Source organism: Xaviernesmea rhizosphaerae (genome assembly GCF_001938945.1).
In the GTDB taxonomy this organism is placed as follows: domain Bacteria; phylum Pseudomonadota; class Alphaproteobacteria; order Rhizobiales; family Rhizobiaceae; genus Xaviernesmea; species Xaviernesmea rhizosphaerae.
Genome location: NZ_MKIO01000030.1, coordinates 155,194 through 171,122, shown reverse-complemented (window position 1 = coordinate 171,122; position 15,929 = coordinate 155,194). Strand labels below are relative to the sequence as shown.

The window sequence follows — 15,929 nt, the reverse complement described above, 5'->3', positions numbered from 1 at the left end:
GTACGAGAGTACGCTGCGCTCCGGTTCTCGAAATCACCATTTTCGTCAGGCCAACGGCAATGCTTGAACAGACTGTTACAGCGCGGCGACCACGATGATTTCAACGAGGTAATCCGGGGTTGCGAGCGCGGATTCGCCGGTGGCGCGGGCGGGCGTGTGGCCGGCCGGCACCCAGCCGTCCCAGACGGCGTTCATCTTGCCGAAATCAGCCATGTCCTTCAGCCAGATCGTGGCCGAGAGGATGCGGGTCTTGTCCGTACCGGCTTCGGCCAGGAGACGGTCGATCTTTTCGAGAACCTGGCGCGTCTGCTCCGAGACATCGCCGCTCGGCTCGCCGACCTGGCCGGCCAGATAGACGGTGCCGTTGTGGATGACGGCCTGGCTCATGCGCGGGCCAACGTCGATGCGTTTGATGTCCATCTTGAAATCCCTTGTGTGGTGACGGTCTCACGCCGCCTTGCCCGTGCGGGCTCTCCCGTGCCAGGCCTGTCGAGCGGCCCTGCCCGTTTAGACCATGGGGACGGCAATGAAAACCCGAGAGCGGCCTTGAGCAACGGCAGAAGCTGCCGGAAAATGGTCATCGGCAGGCCTGATCTGTCAGGCCGGGTTCAAATCCAGCCGGATCCGCGTGCCCTGCCCCGGCGCACTCTCCACCGACAGGCGGCCCTGATGCAAAGCGGCGATGCGCTCGACGATCCGCAGACCGATTCCCAGCTGGTCCGAGCTTTTGATTCGACCGGCTTCAAGTGTATCGGCCGTCTGCGGCTCGAAGCCGGGCCCGTCATCGCTGACCTTCAGCGCCCCCTCCTCCAGCACCTGGATGGTGATGTTCGTGCCCGCGGGCGTGTGCTTGACGGCATTTTCCACGAGATTGCGCAGCATGTTTTCCAGGAGTGCGGGAACCGCGCGCACCATCGGCGCGCCCTCCCCGACAAGCTCGATCGAATGGCCGTTGGCAAAGACGAAGGGCGCAAGCCGGGCGACGCTTTCCTCCGCCAGGGCGAAGAGATCGACGGTCTGGAAGGACTTCGGATCGACCACGTCGAGCTTGGCGAGCGCGGTCAGCTGTTCCAGCATATGGGTCAGCGCCTCTAGATCGCGCTCGGCCTTGCGCGCGCGCGGATCGTCGATGCGCTCCAGCTCCATGCGGATGATGCTGACAGGGGTGCGGATCTCATGGGCGATCGAGGTGGAGAACACCTTCTGCGCCTGGATCAGGTCGCGCACGCGGGCCAGAAGGCGGTTCACGGCATGGACGAAGGTGGCGACCTCGCGCGGCATGCCTTCCGTCGACAGCGCGCTGAGATCGGCGCGCGGGTCGATCTGGTCGGCCGCGCGCCCGGCGGCCACCACCGGCTTCAGCGCCGCCCAGACCGACAGGATCGTGCCGATGGCCACGAGACCGAACATCAGCGGCATGGGAATGATCAGATGGTCACGCAGTTCATGCGCCAGCACCCGGTTGACGAAATCATGCGGATCGCGCAGCACGGCCAGCTCGACGAACACCTCTTCCTCACCCACGCGGAAGGTGCGCCCTCCGGCCACGCTCAGCGGCTTGCCCGCGGCGATCTGGCGTTGCCAGAAATCCGGCGGATTGATCGCGACCGGCAGGAAATGGCGCTCGCAGGCCTCCGCACAGCTGGAAAAGAGAACGCGGCCGGAGCCGGTGCGCACCCGCACATAGATCGCTCCCTCCGCCTCCGCCGGTTTGAGCTGATAACGCTCGGCAAGCTGTGGCGACAGATCGAAGCGCGGCCTGCCACCCGGCGCGCTCAGCCCTCCGGACAGAATTTCCGTCTCCTCATTGATGAGAAAAGCGCCGAGCTCGTCATTGTCGGTCCAGTATTGCACCAGGACGATGCCCAGTTCCAAGAGCATGGCCAGCACGGTGAAGAGGACGATGCGCGAGGAAACGATGCCGATCAGCGAACGCCCCGGATGTCGGTCTGCTCGCCCATCCGATCCGCGGTGCGAGGCCGCATCCTTAGCTTGGCTCATGCCAATGCCTGAAGCATGTAGCCGACGCCCCGCACCGTCACCAGATTGGCGCGGGTGTCGAGCGGCAGGAGCTTCTTGCGCAGGCGCGAGACGGCGAGCTCCAGGGCATTGGGCGTCATCTCCTCGCCGAAACCCGACAGCGCCTGTTCCAGCCGCCGCTTCTGTACGACGCGGCCGGCATCGCGCATCAGAAGCTCCATCAGCGCCCGCTCGCGCGGCGGCAGGGGCACGACCTGGGCGTGGCAGGTCAGTTCGGCCGTTGCGGGATTGAAGCGCAGCGCGCCGGCTTCCAGAACCGGCTGGAGCGCGACCGGGCTGCGCCGCAGCATCGCCCGGCAGCGCGCCAGAAATTCGCGGTGGTGGAAGGGCTTGACCAGATAGTCGTCCGCCCCGGCATCCAGCCCCTCGATCCGGTCCTCCACCGTGCCGCGCGCGGTCAGCACGATGACGGGGAGATCCTTGTGCTGCTCGCGAATCCGGCGCAACAGGTCGAGCCCGTTGCCGTCGGGCAGGCCGAGATCGAGGAGCACCAGATCATGCTCGCGCAGGCTCAGCGCATGTTCGGCATCGGCAATGGTATGGACCGCGTCCAGCCGCCACCCGGCCTCGCGCACGGTTTCGCTCAGAAGCTCGACCAGCCGCGCGCTGTCCTCGACAAGCAATAGCCGCATGCGTCCTCCCTGCCAGCATTACGGCCGGCCGTCCTCATGGTTTAAAGCGGCCGCTTGCGTCCCGTCACCATGGACCAGATCAGGTTTTCGCGGTGGCGCAGGCTCTCGAACAGAGCGGCGGCAATGTGGAATCCTGCAACGACCATGATCGCATTGGCAAGGGTCTCATGCAGGTCGGACACCCAGTCCTCGCCCCAGAAGGCATCCAGCGTCTGCATCCAGCCCGTCAGCGCCGTGCCGGCCAGAAGCGCCATCAGGAGCAGCATGACGACGGCGGCCGCCGGATTATGGCCGAGCCGGCGTTTTTCGCGGCCTTTGACGACCTCGTCCAGATAGGCCGCGACGGTACGCGGACCGCGCACGAAATCGGCGAAGCGGGCATGACGCGAGCCGATGAAGCCCCAGACGACACGCAGCGCCAGAAGCGCGGCGATCCCATAGCCGACATAGCGATGCGGCAGCTTGCCCGGCCGCAGGATGAAGAGATTGAGCGCACAGCCCGTGACCACACCCCAGTGAAACAGGCGCACGACCAGATCCCAGACGGGCACGCTGCGGCCGGGCGGCGTGATGCCGCCCGTTCCACGCGCGTCCTGTGATGACGGCAGGGCCGTCATTCGCTCGTCTCCACCTTCACCACGTCGCCGGTCATCGGGTTCATCACCACCTCGGCGCGTTCGTTCTTGGCGGTCTTGGCATAGACTTCGTAGCAGGTGCCTTCGACCTTGACCTTCTTGACGTCCTTGTAGCCGGCGGCGACGGCCTTGGCGGAGATCGCCTCGGTGGTCATCCACTTCGCCTTCGGCTCCTTGGTGCAGGCGGCATTGTCATCGTCGGCCAGAGCGGGGGACGACAGGGCAAGGGAAGACAGGGCGGCGAGCGTGAGCGCGCCGGCAAGGGCAGTCTTGAACATGCTGGATCTCCTTGAGCATTCCCCTCTGACAGGGTGATCGCGAATGCTCGCTTCCTGTGATTTGACCGCATTGCCCGATGCCGCAGCGATATCGCTTTGGCCGGACATGCTTGAGGCCGCGCGCCTCGTGGCGTGCAGGAAGACAATGGCCCATGCCGCCCGTCAAAAGCCTGTCAGGCTGGCGGTGATCAAACATCGGGCCGCACATTGGAAGCAGGCTTGCGGGCCGATGCTCTATCTCTCTGTTTTCACAAAGGCCGGCGGGCCGACCAGCCGCCGGTCAGGCGGATGGCGGCGACGGTGCCTTCTCACCCAGGGGATGATAGCAGGCGAACTGCTGCGCGGCATCGCCTGCAAGCGCCGGCATGATCTCGCGACATTGGTCGGTCGCGCGCCAGCAGCGCGGATTGAAGGGACAGCCCGACGGCGGCTTCAGCGGTGACGGCAGCTCGCCCTGCAGCGCGATGCGCTGGCGCCGTCCCTGCGGATTGGCGACCGGGGTGGCCGAAAGGAGAGCCGCGGTATAGGGATGCTGCGGATCGGAGAAGACGGCTTCGGAGGTGCCCGTTTCCACCGGCCGGCCGAGATACATCACCATGATGTCATCGGCGATGTGGCGCACCACTGATAGGCCATGCGAGATGAAGAGATAGGCGAGCCCCATCTCCTTCTGCAGGTCCATCAAGAGGTTCAGCACCTGCGCCTGGATCGACAGGTCGAGCGCGGAGACCGGCTCGTCCAGCACCAGAACCTTGGGCCGCAGCATCAGCGCGCGGGCAATGGCGATGCGCTGGCGCTGCCCGCCGGAGAACATATGCGGATAGCGGTCGTAATGCTCGGGCCGGAGGCCGACCTTCTGCATCATCTCCTCGACCTTGGCGCGGCGGGTGGCCGCGTCGTCCTTCGTGTTGATGCGCAGCGGCTCGTCCAGGATCGTGCCGACCTTCTGGCGCGGATTGAGCGAGCCATAGGGGTTCTGGAAGACGATCTGCACCAGGCTGCGCAGCGAGCGGTCGCCCACGCGGGCAGGCTTGCCGTCGATCAGCAGTTCGCCGGCCGTCGGGTCCTCGATCATCGTCACCAGCCGGGCCAGCGTGGACTTGCCGCATCCGGATTCCCCCACGACGGCCAAAGTGCGGCCGGAGTGGAGCGAGAAACTGACGCCGTTCAGCGCCCTGACGGTGGCCGTCGGCTTGAACGGCCCGCGCGAGATCGCATAGTAGCGGGCAAGATCCCGGCCTTCGAGCACCGGCGCGCCGAGCGCCTTGTCCGATGTCTCCCCGTTCATGCCGCTGTTTCCAAGAGCTGCCTCGCGCATCACGCATCCTCCCCTGCAAGCGCCACCGACAGGGTGGGATGTCCCATGGGAATGCCGATCCTCAAGGGGTAATTGCAGAGCGCCCGGCCGAAGTCGGGGCCCTGTTCATGAACCTCGCGCCGGCAGAGATCGGTGGCGAAAGTGCAGCGCGGCGAGAACAGACAGCCCTCGGGACGGTCGTGCTGGCCGGGAACGACGCCGGGGATCGAGGGCAGCCGCTCGCCGATCACCGCACGCTCGGGCAGCGAGGCGAGAAGAGCAGCGGTGTAGGGATGGTGTGGATCGCGGAACAGGCCCGATACCGGCTGTTCCTCCACCTTCTGCCCGGCATATTGCACCTGAACGCGCTCGGCCGTTTCGGCCACCACGCCCATGTCATGGGTGATCAGCACCAGTGCCATGCCGTTCTCGCGCTGCAGCCGCACGAGAAGCTCGAGGATCTGCGCCTGGATCGTCACGTCAAGCGCCGTGGTCGGCTCGTCGGCGATCAAGAGCTTCGGGTTGCAGGCCAGCGCCATGGCGATCATCACGCGCTGGCTCATGCCGCCCGACATCTGGTGCGGATAGTTGCCGAGCCGATCCTCGGGCGCGGGAATGCCGACGAACTTCAGGAGCTCGATCGAGCGCGTCCGCCGCTCGGCCCGGTTCAGGCCCATATGCAGCCGCAGCGTCTCGCCAAGCTGGTAGCCGACCGTGAAGCATGGATTGAGGCTCGACATCGGCTCCTGGAAGATCATCGCCATGTCCTTGCCGATCACTGTGCGGCGCTGGCGGGCCGACAGGGACAGGAGGTCCTTGCCGTCGAAGGCCATGCGGTCGGCGGTGATCCTGGCATTGCTGGGAAGAAGCCCCATCAGCGCCAGCATGGAGACGGACTTGCCCGAGCCGGACTCGCCGACGATCGAGAGGATCTCGCCGGTGTCGCAGGTCAGCGACACGCCGTCGACGGCGCGGAACAAGCCGGAGATTGTGGGGAATTCCACGGTCAGATTCTGGATTTCGAGAAGAGGCATGATCAGTCTCCCGCTCTCACGACCGCTTGAGCTTCGGGTCGAGCGCGTCGCGCAGGCCGTCGCCCATCAGATTGATGGCGAGCACGGTGATGAGGATGGCAAGACCCGGAAAGGTCACCACCCACCAGGCACGCTGGATGAATTCGCGCGCCTCGGCAAGCATGGTGCCCCATTCCGGCGTCGGCGGCTGGGCGCCCATGCCGAGAAAGCCAAGCGCCGCCGCATCGAGGATCGCCGCCGAGAAGGCCAGCGTTGCCTGAACGATCAGCGGCGCCAGACAGTTCGGCAGGATGGTCAGGAACATCAGCCGCATCGTGCCGGCGCCGGCCACCTGACTGCCGATCACGTAATCCTTGGTCCGCTCGGTCATGACCGAGGCGCGCGTCAGCCGCACGAAATGCGGCAGGTTGACGAGCGAGATGGCGATCATGGCGTTGAGCAGCCCCGGCCCCAGCACGGCGACCAGCACCAGCGCCAGAAGCAGCGAGGGAAAGGCGAGAACGATGTCCATCACCCGCATGATGGCGGTATCGATCCGCCCGCGGAAATAGCCGGCGATAAGCCCGACCAGCACGCCCGAGACGACCGACAGGCTGACGACGACAAGACCGATGAACAGCGAGAAGCGGGCGCCATAGATCAGCCGCGAGAGAATGTCGCGGCCGACGGGATCGGTGCCCAGCAGATAGGTGAGCTGACCACCCGCGGCGAAGGCCGGCGGCAGCAGGAGAACCGCGCGGTTCTGCTCGGTCGGCGAATGCGGCGCGACCACGGGCGCGGCGATCGCCAGACAGAGGATGACCAGGAAGATCACCAGCCCGAGGACGGCGCCGCGATTGCGCGAGAAATAGAACCAGAATTCCGCAAGGCCCGAAGGCGGCGCGGCGGTCTTGGTTTCGGAAACGGCCATGACGGTCTCCCTCAGCGCCGGATGCGCGGATTGACGAGCCCGTAGAGCACGTCGACCACGAGATTGACGATCATGATGACGGCGGCGATCAGCAAGAGCCCGCCCTGCACCACGGCATAATCCCGCTTGAACACGGAATCGACCATCCACTTGCCGATCCCCGGCCAGGAGAAGATGCTCTCGGTCAGGATCGCGCCGGCGAGCAGCACGCCGACCTGCAGGCCGATGGTGGTGATAACAGGGATCATGGCATTGCGCAGCGCATGCAGGCCGACCACGCGAAACGGCGAGAGGCCCTTGGAGCGGGCGGTGCGCACATAATCCTCGCCCAGCACCTCCAGCATGGCCGAGCGCGTCTGGCGCGCGATGACGGCGAGCGGGATGGTGGCGAGAACGATGGTCGGCAGGATCAGATAGGTGACCGCCGACTTAAAGGCGCCCGGCTGGCCGGAGAGCAGGCTGTCGATCAGCATGAAGCCGGTGACCGGCTTGAAGAAATACATCAGCGAGATGCGGCCCGAAACCGGGGTCCAGCCGAGATAGCCGGAGAAGAAGATGATCAGCAGCAGGCCCCACCAGAAAATCGGCATGGAATAGCCGATCAGGGCGGTGCCCATGATCGTCTGGTCGAGCCAGGTGCCGCGCTTGACGGCGGCCAGCACACCGGCGGGAATGCCGAGCGCGACCGCGAGCACGATGGCGCAGAAGGACAGCTCCACCGTCGCCGGAAACAGCGTCAGGAAGTCGGTCAGCACCGAGCGCTTGGAGATGATCGACTTGCCGAAGTCGCCCTGCAGCAGGCCGACGAGATAGTCGAAATATTGAATGTACATCGGACGGTCGAGACCGAGTTCGGCCATGATCTGGGCATGGCGCTCTGGCGCCATCACGCGCTCGCCCGACATCAGCATGACCGGATCTCCCGGCAGCATGCGGATGAAGGCGAAGGCGATGATGGAGACGCCGATGAAGGTGGGTATCAGGACGAGCAGGCGTCCGAATATGAAGCGCAGCATTTCGCGTTCCTTCGGATGGCAAAACGGCGGCCCGATCATCATCGGGCCGCCGAACGAGGACGCCGCGGCTCGGGGATCGAGCCGTCAGGCGTGCGGATTGTGTTATTCCGCGATATCGACACCGTCGAAGCGGTGAATGCCGAGCGGGTCCATCTTGAAGCCCGTGACCTTCTTGCTGATCGGCGTGAAGCCGACCGAATGGTCGATGGTCATCCACGGCGCTTCGCGCTTGAACACGACCTGCGCCTCTTCATAGAGCTTGGTGCGCTCTGCAATGTCGGAGGTCGTCTTGGCCTTCTTGACCAGGGCGTCGAACTCCTTGTTGCACCATTGCGCGCGGTTGTTGCCGCCCACGGCTTCGCAGCCCAGCAGCGTGTCCAGGAAGTTGTCGGGATCGCCATTGTCGCCGGTCCAGCCGAGCATGGCGGCGCCGTCGCGGTTCTTGTCCTTCGACAGCTTCAGATACTCGGCCCATTCATAGGAGACGATCTCGACCTCGACGCCGACCTTGGCCAGATCCGCCTGCATCAGCTCGGCGGCGCGGCGCGCGTTCAGCATGTAGGGGCGCGAGACCGGCATGGCCCAGATCTTCATCTTCAGCCCGGAAACGCCGGCATCCTTGAGCATCTTCTTGGCGGCTTCGGGATCGTATTTGTCGTCCTGGACCGCGTCGTTATAGCTCCACATGATCGGCGGGATCGGGTTCTTGGCCACCTTGGCCGCGCCCTGGAACACCGCATCGACGATGGCCTGCTTGTTGACGGCCATATTAAGCGCCTTGCGCACCTCGGGCTTGTCGAAGGGCGCCTGGGTGGTGTTGTAGGCGAGATAGGCCACGTTCAGGCCTTCCTGCTCCAGCACCGTCAGGTTCGGGTCCTTCTTCAGCTCGGCCACGTCGGCAGCGTTCGGATAGGGCATGATGTGGCATTCGCCGGCCTTGAGCTTCTGTGCCCGCACGGCCGCATCGGTGGTGATGGCGAAGACCAGATCGTCGATCTTCTGCTTGCCGTTCCAGTAATCGGGATTGGCCTTGTAGCGGATGACCGCGTCAGGCTGATAGGCGACGAAGGAGAATGGGCCGGTGCCGAGCGGCTGCTGGTTGAGCAGCTCCATCTGGCCATCGGCCTTCAGCTTGTCGGCATATTCCTTCGACAGGATCGAGGCGAAGTCCATGCCGAGATTGGCCAGGAACGGCGCTTCCGGGCGGTTGAGGACGAACTTCACCGTGTGATCATCGACCTTGTCGATCGACTTGATCAGTTCGGGAAAGCCCATGCCGGTCAGATATTCCCAGGAGGCGCCGGCGACATATTTGTTCCAGGGATTGTCGGCCTTGTACTGGCGCTCGAAGGAATAGATCACGTCGTCGGCATTGAGTTCGCGCGTCGGCGTGAAGAAATCGGTGGTCTGGAACTTGACGCCCTTGCGCAGCTTGAACGTATATTCCTTGCCGTCGGCGGAAATTTCCCAGCTTTCAGCCAGGCCGGGCTCGATCTCGGTGCCGCCATGCTTGAACTCGACGAGGCGGTTATAGACGGTGCGCGAGGAGGCGTCGAAAGTCTGACCGCCGGTATAGAGACCGGGATCGAAGCCTTCGGGGGAGGCTTCGGCGCAATAGACCAGAGTCTTGGACCAGGCAGCACCCGCCATCAGGGTCGTCAGCGCCGTGGCAGCGACCAGCATGGATAATTTTTTCATGAACGTCCTTCCCAGTGTTGTTCTTTTTCTGACAACAGATCATGGGCGGGTAAGCCATGCTTCCCGCAAGCGGCCGAATGGAACGCCATTTATTAAGGGAATGCAAGAACCGCCCACCCTGATTTTGTCCAATTGGAAAAAATCAGGGCCATCCACCCACAGCTATCAGCCTTCGCGATGCAGTGCGGCACCGCCTTTGCGGCAAAAGTCAATCGCTGGGTAAAACTATAGGGAGATTCGTCGGTGGATGGAATACTGGGGCTGAGTGAGTGTCTCGGTATGCTCGGCATAAGGGCAGCTTCGTCAACAAGGTCGGTTCTGGCAAGGGTTGGCGTCGCACCCTTTGCCTGTCGTCCTTGCGCTGCACCGGACCGCCGACATCGCTCGGGACGCCGCGGGACTTCGTCTGCCTTTGTTGCAGGCTGCCTGGGTTGAGGGGCGTGTGGCGGGTAACCGTTCCGACGATCCGTCAGAGGCAGTCGCAAGGGTGGAGACGACATGGTGGCAGGACAGGTTCGCGGACACAGCGCGTCCAGCCGGGCATGCCGGAGATAATTTGCAAGGATCGGCCGACATTGTCATCTCTTAGGATCAAAGAACGCAAGACAGCCGAGTCCGAGCTGGAAAAAGCGCTGAACCGCGTCGATTTCTTCCGCATCTTTCATACGCTCGCCCTGCGATTCGGGTTCGAGCATTTCGGCATTCTGCAGCTCGGAAATGAAAAGGACATGGGCAGCCTGGCAGGCAAGCTCGCCTTGCACGACCTGCCCTCCGGCCTGGCGGAAGAATATGACAAGCGGCACCGCTTTACCGATTCCGCCGTGTTCAAGTCCCTGCACCAAAGCACCATCCCCTCGCTCTGGCGGGCCGTGGACCAGACGCCGAACCAGGGCAATCTGCTGACGCAGCTTGGCTTCGATCTCCTGGCCTGCATCCCCGTTCACGGCGTGAACGGCGCGCGCCATGCCGTGTTCTATCTGGGCGATGCGGAAGATCTTCCCATGCCCGGCCTGCAGGAACTGACCTTCGAGACAATCAGCGCCTTCGACCATTTCTACCGGCGCGTCCTGGTCAGCAAGGCGGGCATGGGCCTGACGCCGCGCGAGCGGGAGATCCTGCGGTGGATCTCCCACGGCAAGACGGCCAGCGAGATCGCGCTGATCGTCTCGGTCTCCGAGCATACGATCAATTCGCACACGGCGACGATCCTGAAGAAGCTCGACGTGGTCAACCGCACGCAGATGGTCGCCAAGGCCATCCGCGAACAGATCATTCAATAGCCGGAGATCGACGACATGGTGACGGTGCCCCGCCAGCGCGCGCAAGGACGCCACGCCGACGGTTTGCAGCATGTCATGCCGCAGGCCCACCATTTGCGGGACCTGCGCACACGAAGGCTTAAGCCGCGCCGGGCGATCGCTCGAGCCCACGGCGTTGCGCCGCGCTGTCCTGGCACGCTGGCGCGCGAGGACAGCCAGAACTGAAGCATCCAGGCGATCTCACCATCGCCCCGGGGCGAAAATAGAGGACCGAAAATGGTGCCAGCTTTTCGGGAAAATGCGATGCGGAAACGAAATCAGAGCATTGGGCCGATTGGGGTTCGGTCCTTCGCTCTGGCAGCAAGACTTCACCTGCCGGCAGAAAGCCGCCGGCCCTTGGCGCCGCCTCCCGGTGCCGGGACCACAAGAGAAATGCCTTAAACATGACGAAAACGGCCCACATCCTCCTCGTCGATGACGATCCCGCCGAGAAGCTCATCATCGGCAATGTGCTGCGCAAGGTGCAGAACATTGCCATCGACCTGCATTATTGCCAGACCATCGAGGAAGCGCTCGACTATGTGCAGTCCGGCGCGCCGGTTTCATTGATCCTGATGGACAATCGGCTCCAGCCCCAGGCCGACTTCCGCGAGACGGTGCCTGTCCTGCGCCAGAAAGGCTATATCGGCCCAGTCGGCGTGATCTCCGCCTCCCTGTCCGATCCCTATTTCCAGACCTTCGAGGATTACGGCGCCGATTTCCGCATCGACAAGGCGGAGCTCGACCCGACCGCGGTCGAATTCATCCTGCGGGAATATGCCGCGCGCTGACAAATAGGCGCTGGGCGGAGACCAGCCGTAAATCGCCAAACAAAAAAGCCGCGCGCCCGGTGTCGAGCGCGCGGCTTTTTCATGAGCGGGACCGGCGTCAGGCCGCCGTCTGCTTCAGGCGGCCGTCTGGGGACGCGGATGCGGCTCGAGGCCCAGCAGGAAATTGATCTGCGGCCGCGCCTTGACCAGATCGTCGATCGTATATTCGGCCAGAACCGCGAAGAAGGCATTGAGTGCCCGACGCAGCGCCGAATTCAGCCCGCAGCTGTCGACCAGAGGACATTCGATCTCGCCCGCCTCGAAACATTCGGCCATGGCGAAGCTGTCCTCGGTGACCTTGACCACGTCGAACAGGGTGATCTGATCGGCGGGGCGCGGCAGGCGCACGCCGCCATTGCGGCCGCGCACGGTCTCCACCAGCCCTGCCTTGTTCAAAGGCTGCAGGATCTTGAACAGGAACAGTTCGGAAACGCCGTAAGCCTTGGCGATCTCGGGAATGCGACTGAGCTTGCCGTCATTGGCCGCGCAATACATCAGCATGCGGACGGCATAATTGGTCTGTTTGGTCAGGCGCATGCAATGCTCCAGTCGTGTCGAAAAAGTCTTGGCGAATGCCGGGCACACGGGTGTCGCCCCAGATATAGGATGCCTTGTAGTTTGGAACAATTCAAAAAAGGCGGAATCGGGTCGGGATCTGCCGCGGACCGGAATTATTTGGAGTCCGCCTGTCCAGAATGCGCAAACGGCGGCCTTTCAGCAAGGCCGCCGCAGTGTTACGCAGGGAAGGGGATGGCTCAGCGCATCGTCGGCATGACGAATTCGGCGCCGGACTTGATGCCGGAGGGCCAGCGCGCGGTCACCGTCTTGGTCCGGGTCCAGAACCGGATCGAATCGGTGCCGTGCTGGTTGAGGTCGCCGAAGGACGAGGCCTTCCAGCCGCCGAAGGAATGATAGGCCAGCGGCACCGGGATCGGCACGTTGACGCCGACCATGCCGATATTGATGCGGCTGGCGAAGTCGCGGGCGGCATCGCCGTCGCGGGTGAAGATGGCGACGCCATTGCCATATTCATGCTTCATCGGCAGGTCGAGCGCTTCCTCATAGTTCTTGGCGCGCACCACCGAGAGGACCGGCCCGAAGATCTCGGTCTTGTAGATGTCCATCTCGGGTGTGACATGGTCGAACAGGCAGCCGCCGACGAAATAGCCGTTCTCATAGCCCTGAAGCTTGAAATCGCGTCCGTCGACGACGAGCTTGGCGCCCTCTTCGACACCCTTGTCGATCAGGCCGCGCACGCGCGTCTGCGCTTCCTTGGTGACGAGCGGGCCCATATCGGCCTTGTCGTCGGTATAGGGGCCGATGCGCAGGGATTCGACCATCGGCACCAGCTTCTCGATCAGCCGGTTGGCGGTTTCCTCGCCCACGGGCACGGCCACGGAGATCGCCATGCAACGCTCGCCGGCCGAGCCATAGCCCGCGCCCATCAGCGCGTTGGCCGCCTGGTCGAGATCGGCGTCGGGCATAATGATCATGTGGTTCTTGGCGCCGCCGAAGCACTGGGCGCGCTTGCCGTTCATCGCCGCCGTGCCATAGACATAGCGGGCGATCGGCGTGGAGCCGACGAAGGAGACGGCCGAGATGTCGGGATGCGTCAGGATCGCATCGACGGCCGACTTGTCGCCATTGACGACATTGAGAATGCCGGCGGGCAGGCCGGCCTCGATCATCAGCTCGGCCAGCCGGATCGGCACGGAAGGATCGCGCTCGGACGGCTTGAGGATGAAGGCATTGCCGCAGGCGATCGCCGGGGCGAACATCCACATCGGGATCATGGCCGGGAAGTTGAAGGGCGTGATGCCCGCGCCGATGCCGACCGGCTGGCGCAGCGAATACATGTCGATATTGGGGCCGGCGCCCTCGGTGAACTCGCTCTTGGACAGATGCGGAATGCCGATGACGAATTCGCAGACCTCGAGCCCGCGCACGATGTCGCCCTTGGCATCCTCGATGGTCTTGCCGTGCTCCTTCGACAGAAGCGTCGCCAGCTCGTCCATATGCGCGTTCAGGAGATTGACGAAATTGATGAAGACGCGGGCGCGGCGCTGCGGGTTGGTGGCGGCCCATTTCGGCTGCGCCGCCTTGGCAGAGGCGACGGCCGCGGCAAGTTCGGCATCGCTGGCGAGCGAAACGCTTGCCTGGATTTCGCCGGTGGCGGGATTATAGACCGGGCTCGTGCGCCCGCTGGTGCCGGCAACATGCTTGCCGTCGATGAAATGTCCGATCTCGGTCATATGGCGTGTCTCCCTGGCCTTCTGCTTCTTTGTCGAAGCTGATGAGGGAGGCTCGCACTTTCATTTGCACAAGGCAATGCAGGGATTTAAGCATCCGTTGTGCAGAAATTGAAGGACCGCGAGCCGATGAACTGGGATGATGTGCGTGTTTTCCTGGCGGTGGCCCGCACCGGCCAGATCCTGGCAGCGTCGAAACGGCTTGGCCTGAACCATGCCACGCTTTCGCGCAGGCTCACCGCGCTGGAGGCCGCGCTGTCGGCCCGGCTCTTCGTGCGGCGCACCCATGGCTGCGAACTGACGGCGGAGGGCGAGCTGTTCCTGCCGGCTGCCGAACGGATGGAAACCGAGATGCTGGCGGCCCAGGCGCGTCTGGCCCGCACCGATACGGCGGCGGCCGGAACGGTGAGGATCGGCGCGCCGGATGGTTTCGGCGTCTCCTTCCTCGCCCCGCGTTTGGGACGGCTGATCGAGCGCCATCCGCAGCTGAAGATCGAGCTGGTGCCGGTGCCGCGTTCCTTCTCGCTTTCCAGCCGCGAGGCCGACATCGCCATCACGCTGGAGCGGCCGGACCAGGGCCGTCTGGTGTCCGTCAAGCTCACCGACTACACGCTCGGCCTTTATGCCGCGCGCAGCTATCTGGAGGCGGAAGGATGGCCCGAGACGGTGGAAGCACTGAAGGACCACCGGCGCATCGGCTATGTCGAGGATCTGGTCTTCACGGCGTCCTTGAATTTTTCCGGCGAGATCCTCCGGCGCTGGGATGCGCGGTTTGAGATCTCCAGCGCCACGGGCCAGACCGAGGCGGTGCGCTCGGGCGCGGGCATCGGCATCCTGCATGATTACATCGCCCGGGCCGATCCGTCGCTCACCCGCATCCTGCCTGATATTTCGATCCGGCGCAGCTACTGGACCACATTCCACGAAAGCGCGCGCGATCTCACCCGCGTGCGGGTGGTCGCCGATTTCCTGCAGGAAATTGTGCGGGCGGAGCACCATCGCTTTTTGTAGTCTATCACTTACGGTTCCAGCAACAGCCGGGCGGCGGCTTCGTCGGTCACCAGCGTGTGGCAGGCCATCCGCTTCAAGGTGGCGCGAATGGCCGGCACGCGCTTGCGCCCGCCCGAAGCCAGAACGATGTGGCGCGCTGTGGCGACGGTGTCGAGATCGACGGACATGACCCGGTCGTGGATCGGATGGGCGACGCTGCGCCCCTCGGCATCGAGAAACTGGCAGAGCGTATCGGCCACCGCTCCGGCTGCCACCAGCTGGTCCTGAAGATCATGCGGCAGGAAGCCGGCCGAGAGCGAGCTTCCGGCCTTGCCCACCTCGCCGCAGCTGACCACGGCGATATCAAGCGTTTCGGCCCGCTGGAACAGAGCATCCAGCCCGCAACGCTCGATCAGCCGGCGCTTGGTGTCGGCACTGTCGACCACCAGCGGCGCCAGGAGCAGGAGACAGTCAGCCCCGACCGCGCTCGCCACCCGCCAGGAATAGTCGATCGGATTGATCGCCGTGGCCTCCAGAAGGCCGCCGAGCAGCGACACCACCTTGACGTTCTGGCAGAGCGCCGGGCGGAAGGTGGCGAGTGAGGCATTGAGCGTGCGGCCCCAGCCGACGCCGATCACGCAATTGTCGCTGACGACCTCCGACAGGAACATGCCGAGTGCGGCGCCCACCTCGCGCGCCGTCTCCTCCGCCGTCCCCTCCCCCGGCACGACGATGGCCTCGTCGAGGCAGAAGCGCTCCTCCAGCTGCAATTCCAGATCGGTGCATTCGCCGGGTGTCTGGTTGATCCAGACCTGCACCTCGCCGCGCTTGCGCGCCTCGTCCAACATGCGGATGACGGTGGAGCGGCTGATGCCGAGATTGTCGGCAATATCCTTCTGCGTCAGCCCCCTGTTGTAATAGAGCCAGGCGGCGCGCACGCGTAAGGAGCGGGTATCGACAAGATCATGGCTGTTGCGGGTCAGTTTCGTCATCGTCAATCCCCTCCGGCCCATGCTCTCACC

Annotated in this window: 16 protein-coding genes; 3 read left to right on the top strand and 13 right to left on the bottom strand. The window is 64.1% G+C overall.

What is annotated here, in order from left to right; genetic code table 11:
- Positions 1–75: 75 nt before the first annotated feature.
- From BJF92_RS13115 to BJF92_RS13070, 10 genes are all read right to left on the bottom strand, one after another.
- A complete protein-coding gene (locus BJF92_RS13115) occupies positions 76–420 on the bottom strand; it encodes a RidA family protein (protein ID WP_075635190.1) in 345 nt (114 codons plus the stop codon).
- A 177-nt stretch (positions 421–597) separates the two neighbouring features.
- On the bottom strand, positions 598–2,001 hold the full coding sequence (locus BJF92_RS13110; RefSeq protein ID WP_078058003.1) for a sensor histidine kinase: 1,404 nt from the start codon (positions 1,999–2,001) through the stop codon (positions 598–600).
- Positions 1,998–2,672 carry a response regulator transcription factor gene (locus tag BJF92_RS13105; RefSeq protein ID WP_075635189.1) on the bottom strand — a complete coding sequence of 225 codons (675 nt, stop codon included), beginning with the start codon at positions 2,670–2,672 and terminating at the stop codon, positions 1,998–2,000. Before BJF92_RS13105 ends, BJF92_RS13110 begins: the two co-directional genes overlap by 4 nt.
- Before the next feature lie 41 nt (positions 2,673–2,713).
- Complete coding sequence (locus tag BJF92_RS13100) at positions 2,714–3,289, bottom strand: cytochrome b/b6 domain-containing protein (RefSeq protein ID WP_075635188.1); 576 nt, start codon at positions 3,287–3,289, stop codon at positions 2,714–2,716.
- Positions 3,286–3,585, bottom strand: coding sequence for a PepSY domain-containing protein (locus BJF92_RS13095; protein WP_075635187.1), 300 nt, complete (start codon positions 3,583–3,585; stop codon positions 3,286–3,288). Before BJF92_RS13095 ends, BJF92_RS13100 begins: the two co-directional genes overlap by 4 nt.
- Before the next feature lie 280 nt (positions 3,586–3,865).
- Positions 3,866–4,873 carry a peptide ABC transporter ATP-binding protein gene (locus tag BJF92_RS13090; RefSeq protein WP_075635236.1) on the bottom strand — a complete coding sequence of 336 codons (1,008 nt, stop codon included), beginning with the start codon at positions 4,871–4,873 and terminating at the stop codon, positions 3,866–3,868.
- 29 nt (positions 4,874–4,902) lie between these two features.
- The gene (locus tag BJF92_RS13085) at positions 4,903–5,916 is read right to left on the bottom strand and encodes an ABC transporter ATP-binding protein (protein ID WP_075635186.1); all 1,014 of its coding nucleotides are present in this window, start codon (positions 5,914–5,916) and stop codon (positions 4,903–4,905) included.
- A gap of 16 nt (positions 5,917–5,932) precedes the next feature.
- On the bottom strand, positions 5,933–6,826 hold the full coding sequence (locus BJF92_RS13080) for an ABC transporter permease subunit (protein WP_075635185.1): 894 nt from the start codon (positions 6,824–6,826) through the stop codon (positions 5,933–5,935).
- A gap of 11 nt (positions 6,827–6,837) precedes the next feature.
- Complete coding sequence (locus tag BJF92_RS13075; RefSeq protein ID WP_075635184.1) at positions 6,838–7,842, bottom strand: ABC transporter permease subunit; 1,005 nt, start codon at positions 7,840–7,842, stop codon at positions 6,838–6,840.
- A gap of 102 nt (positions 7,843–7,944) precedes the next feature.
- Complete coding sequence (locus BJF92_RS13070; protein WP_075635183.1) at positions 7,945–9,540, bottom strand: ABC transporter substrate-binding protein; 1,596 nt, start codon at positions 9,538–9,540, stop codon at positions 7,945–7,947.
- 575 nt (positions 9,541–10,115) lie between these two features.
- On the opposite strand from BJF92_RS13070, the gene BJF92_RS13065 reads away from it, so the two are divergent.
- Both BJF92_RS13065 and BJF92_RS13060 read left to right on the top strand, forming a co-directional pair.
- A complete protein-coding gene (locus tag BJF92_RS13065) occupies positions 10,116–10,820 on the top strand; it encodes a helix-turn-helix transcriptional regulator (protein ID WP_075635182.1) in 705 nt (234 codons plus the stop codon).
- 422 nt (positions 10,821–11,242) lie between these two features.
- The gene (locus tag BJF92_RS13060; RefSeq protein WP_075635181.1) at positions 11,243–11,629 is read left to right on the top strand and encodes a response regulator; all 387 of its coding nucleotides are present in this window, start codon (positions 11,243–11,245) and stop codon (positions 11,627–11,629) included.
- Positions 11,630–11,743: 114 nt separating this feature from the next.
- On the opposite strand, the gene rirA is transcribed toward BJF92_RS13060, so the two are convergent.
- Together rirA and BJF92_RS13050 are read right to left on the bottom strand one after the other, a co-directional pair.
- Positions 11,744–12,205: an iron-responsive transcriptional regulator RirA gene (gene rirA, locus BJF92_RS13055; RefSeq protein WP_075635180.1), complete on the bottom strand. Its 462-nt coding sequence runs from the start codon at positions 12,203–12,205 to the stop codon at positions 11,744–11,746.
- Between the two features lie 218 nt (positions 12,206–12,423).
- Positions 12,424–13,920: a CoA-acylating methylmalonate-semialdehyde dehydrogenase gene (locus BJF92_RS13050; RefSeq protein WP_075635179.1), complete on the bottom strand. Its 1,497-nt coding sequence runs from the start codon at positions 13,918–13,920 to the stop codon at positions 12,424–12,426.
- 126 nt (positions 13,921–14,046) lie between these two features.
- Between BJF92_RS13050 and BJF92_RS13045 the strand changes: the two genes are divergently transcribed.
- A complete protein-coding gene (locus BJF92_RS13045) occupies positions 14,047–14,928 on the top strand; it encodes a LysR family transcriptional regulator (RefSeq protein ID WP_075635178.1) in 882 nt (293 codons plus the stop codon).
- A gap of 8 nt (positions 14,929–14,936) precedes the next feature.
- Here the strand turns inward: BJF92_RS13045 and BJF92_RS13040 are convergent, their stop codons facing one another.
- Positions 14,937–15,899, bottom strand: coding sequence for a sugar-binding transcriptional regulator (locus tag BJF92_RS13040; RefSeq protein ID WP_075635177.1), 963 nt, complete (start codon positions 15,897–15,899; stop codon positions 14,937–14,939).
- Positions 15,900–15,929: the final 30 nt, after the last annotated feature.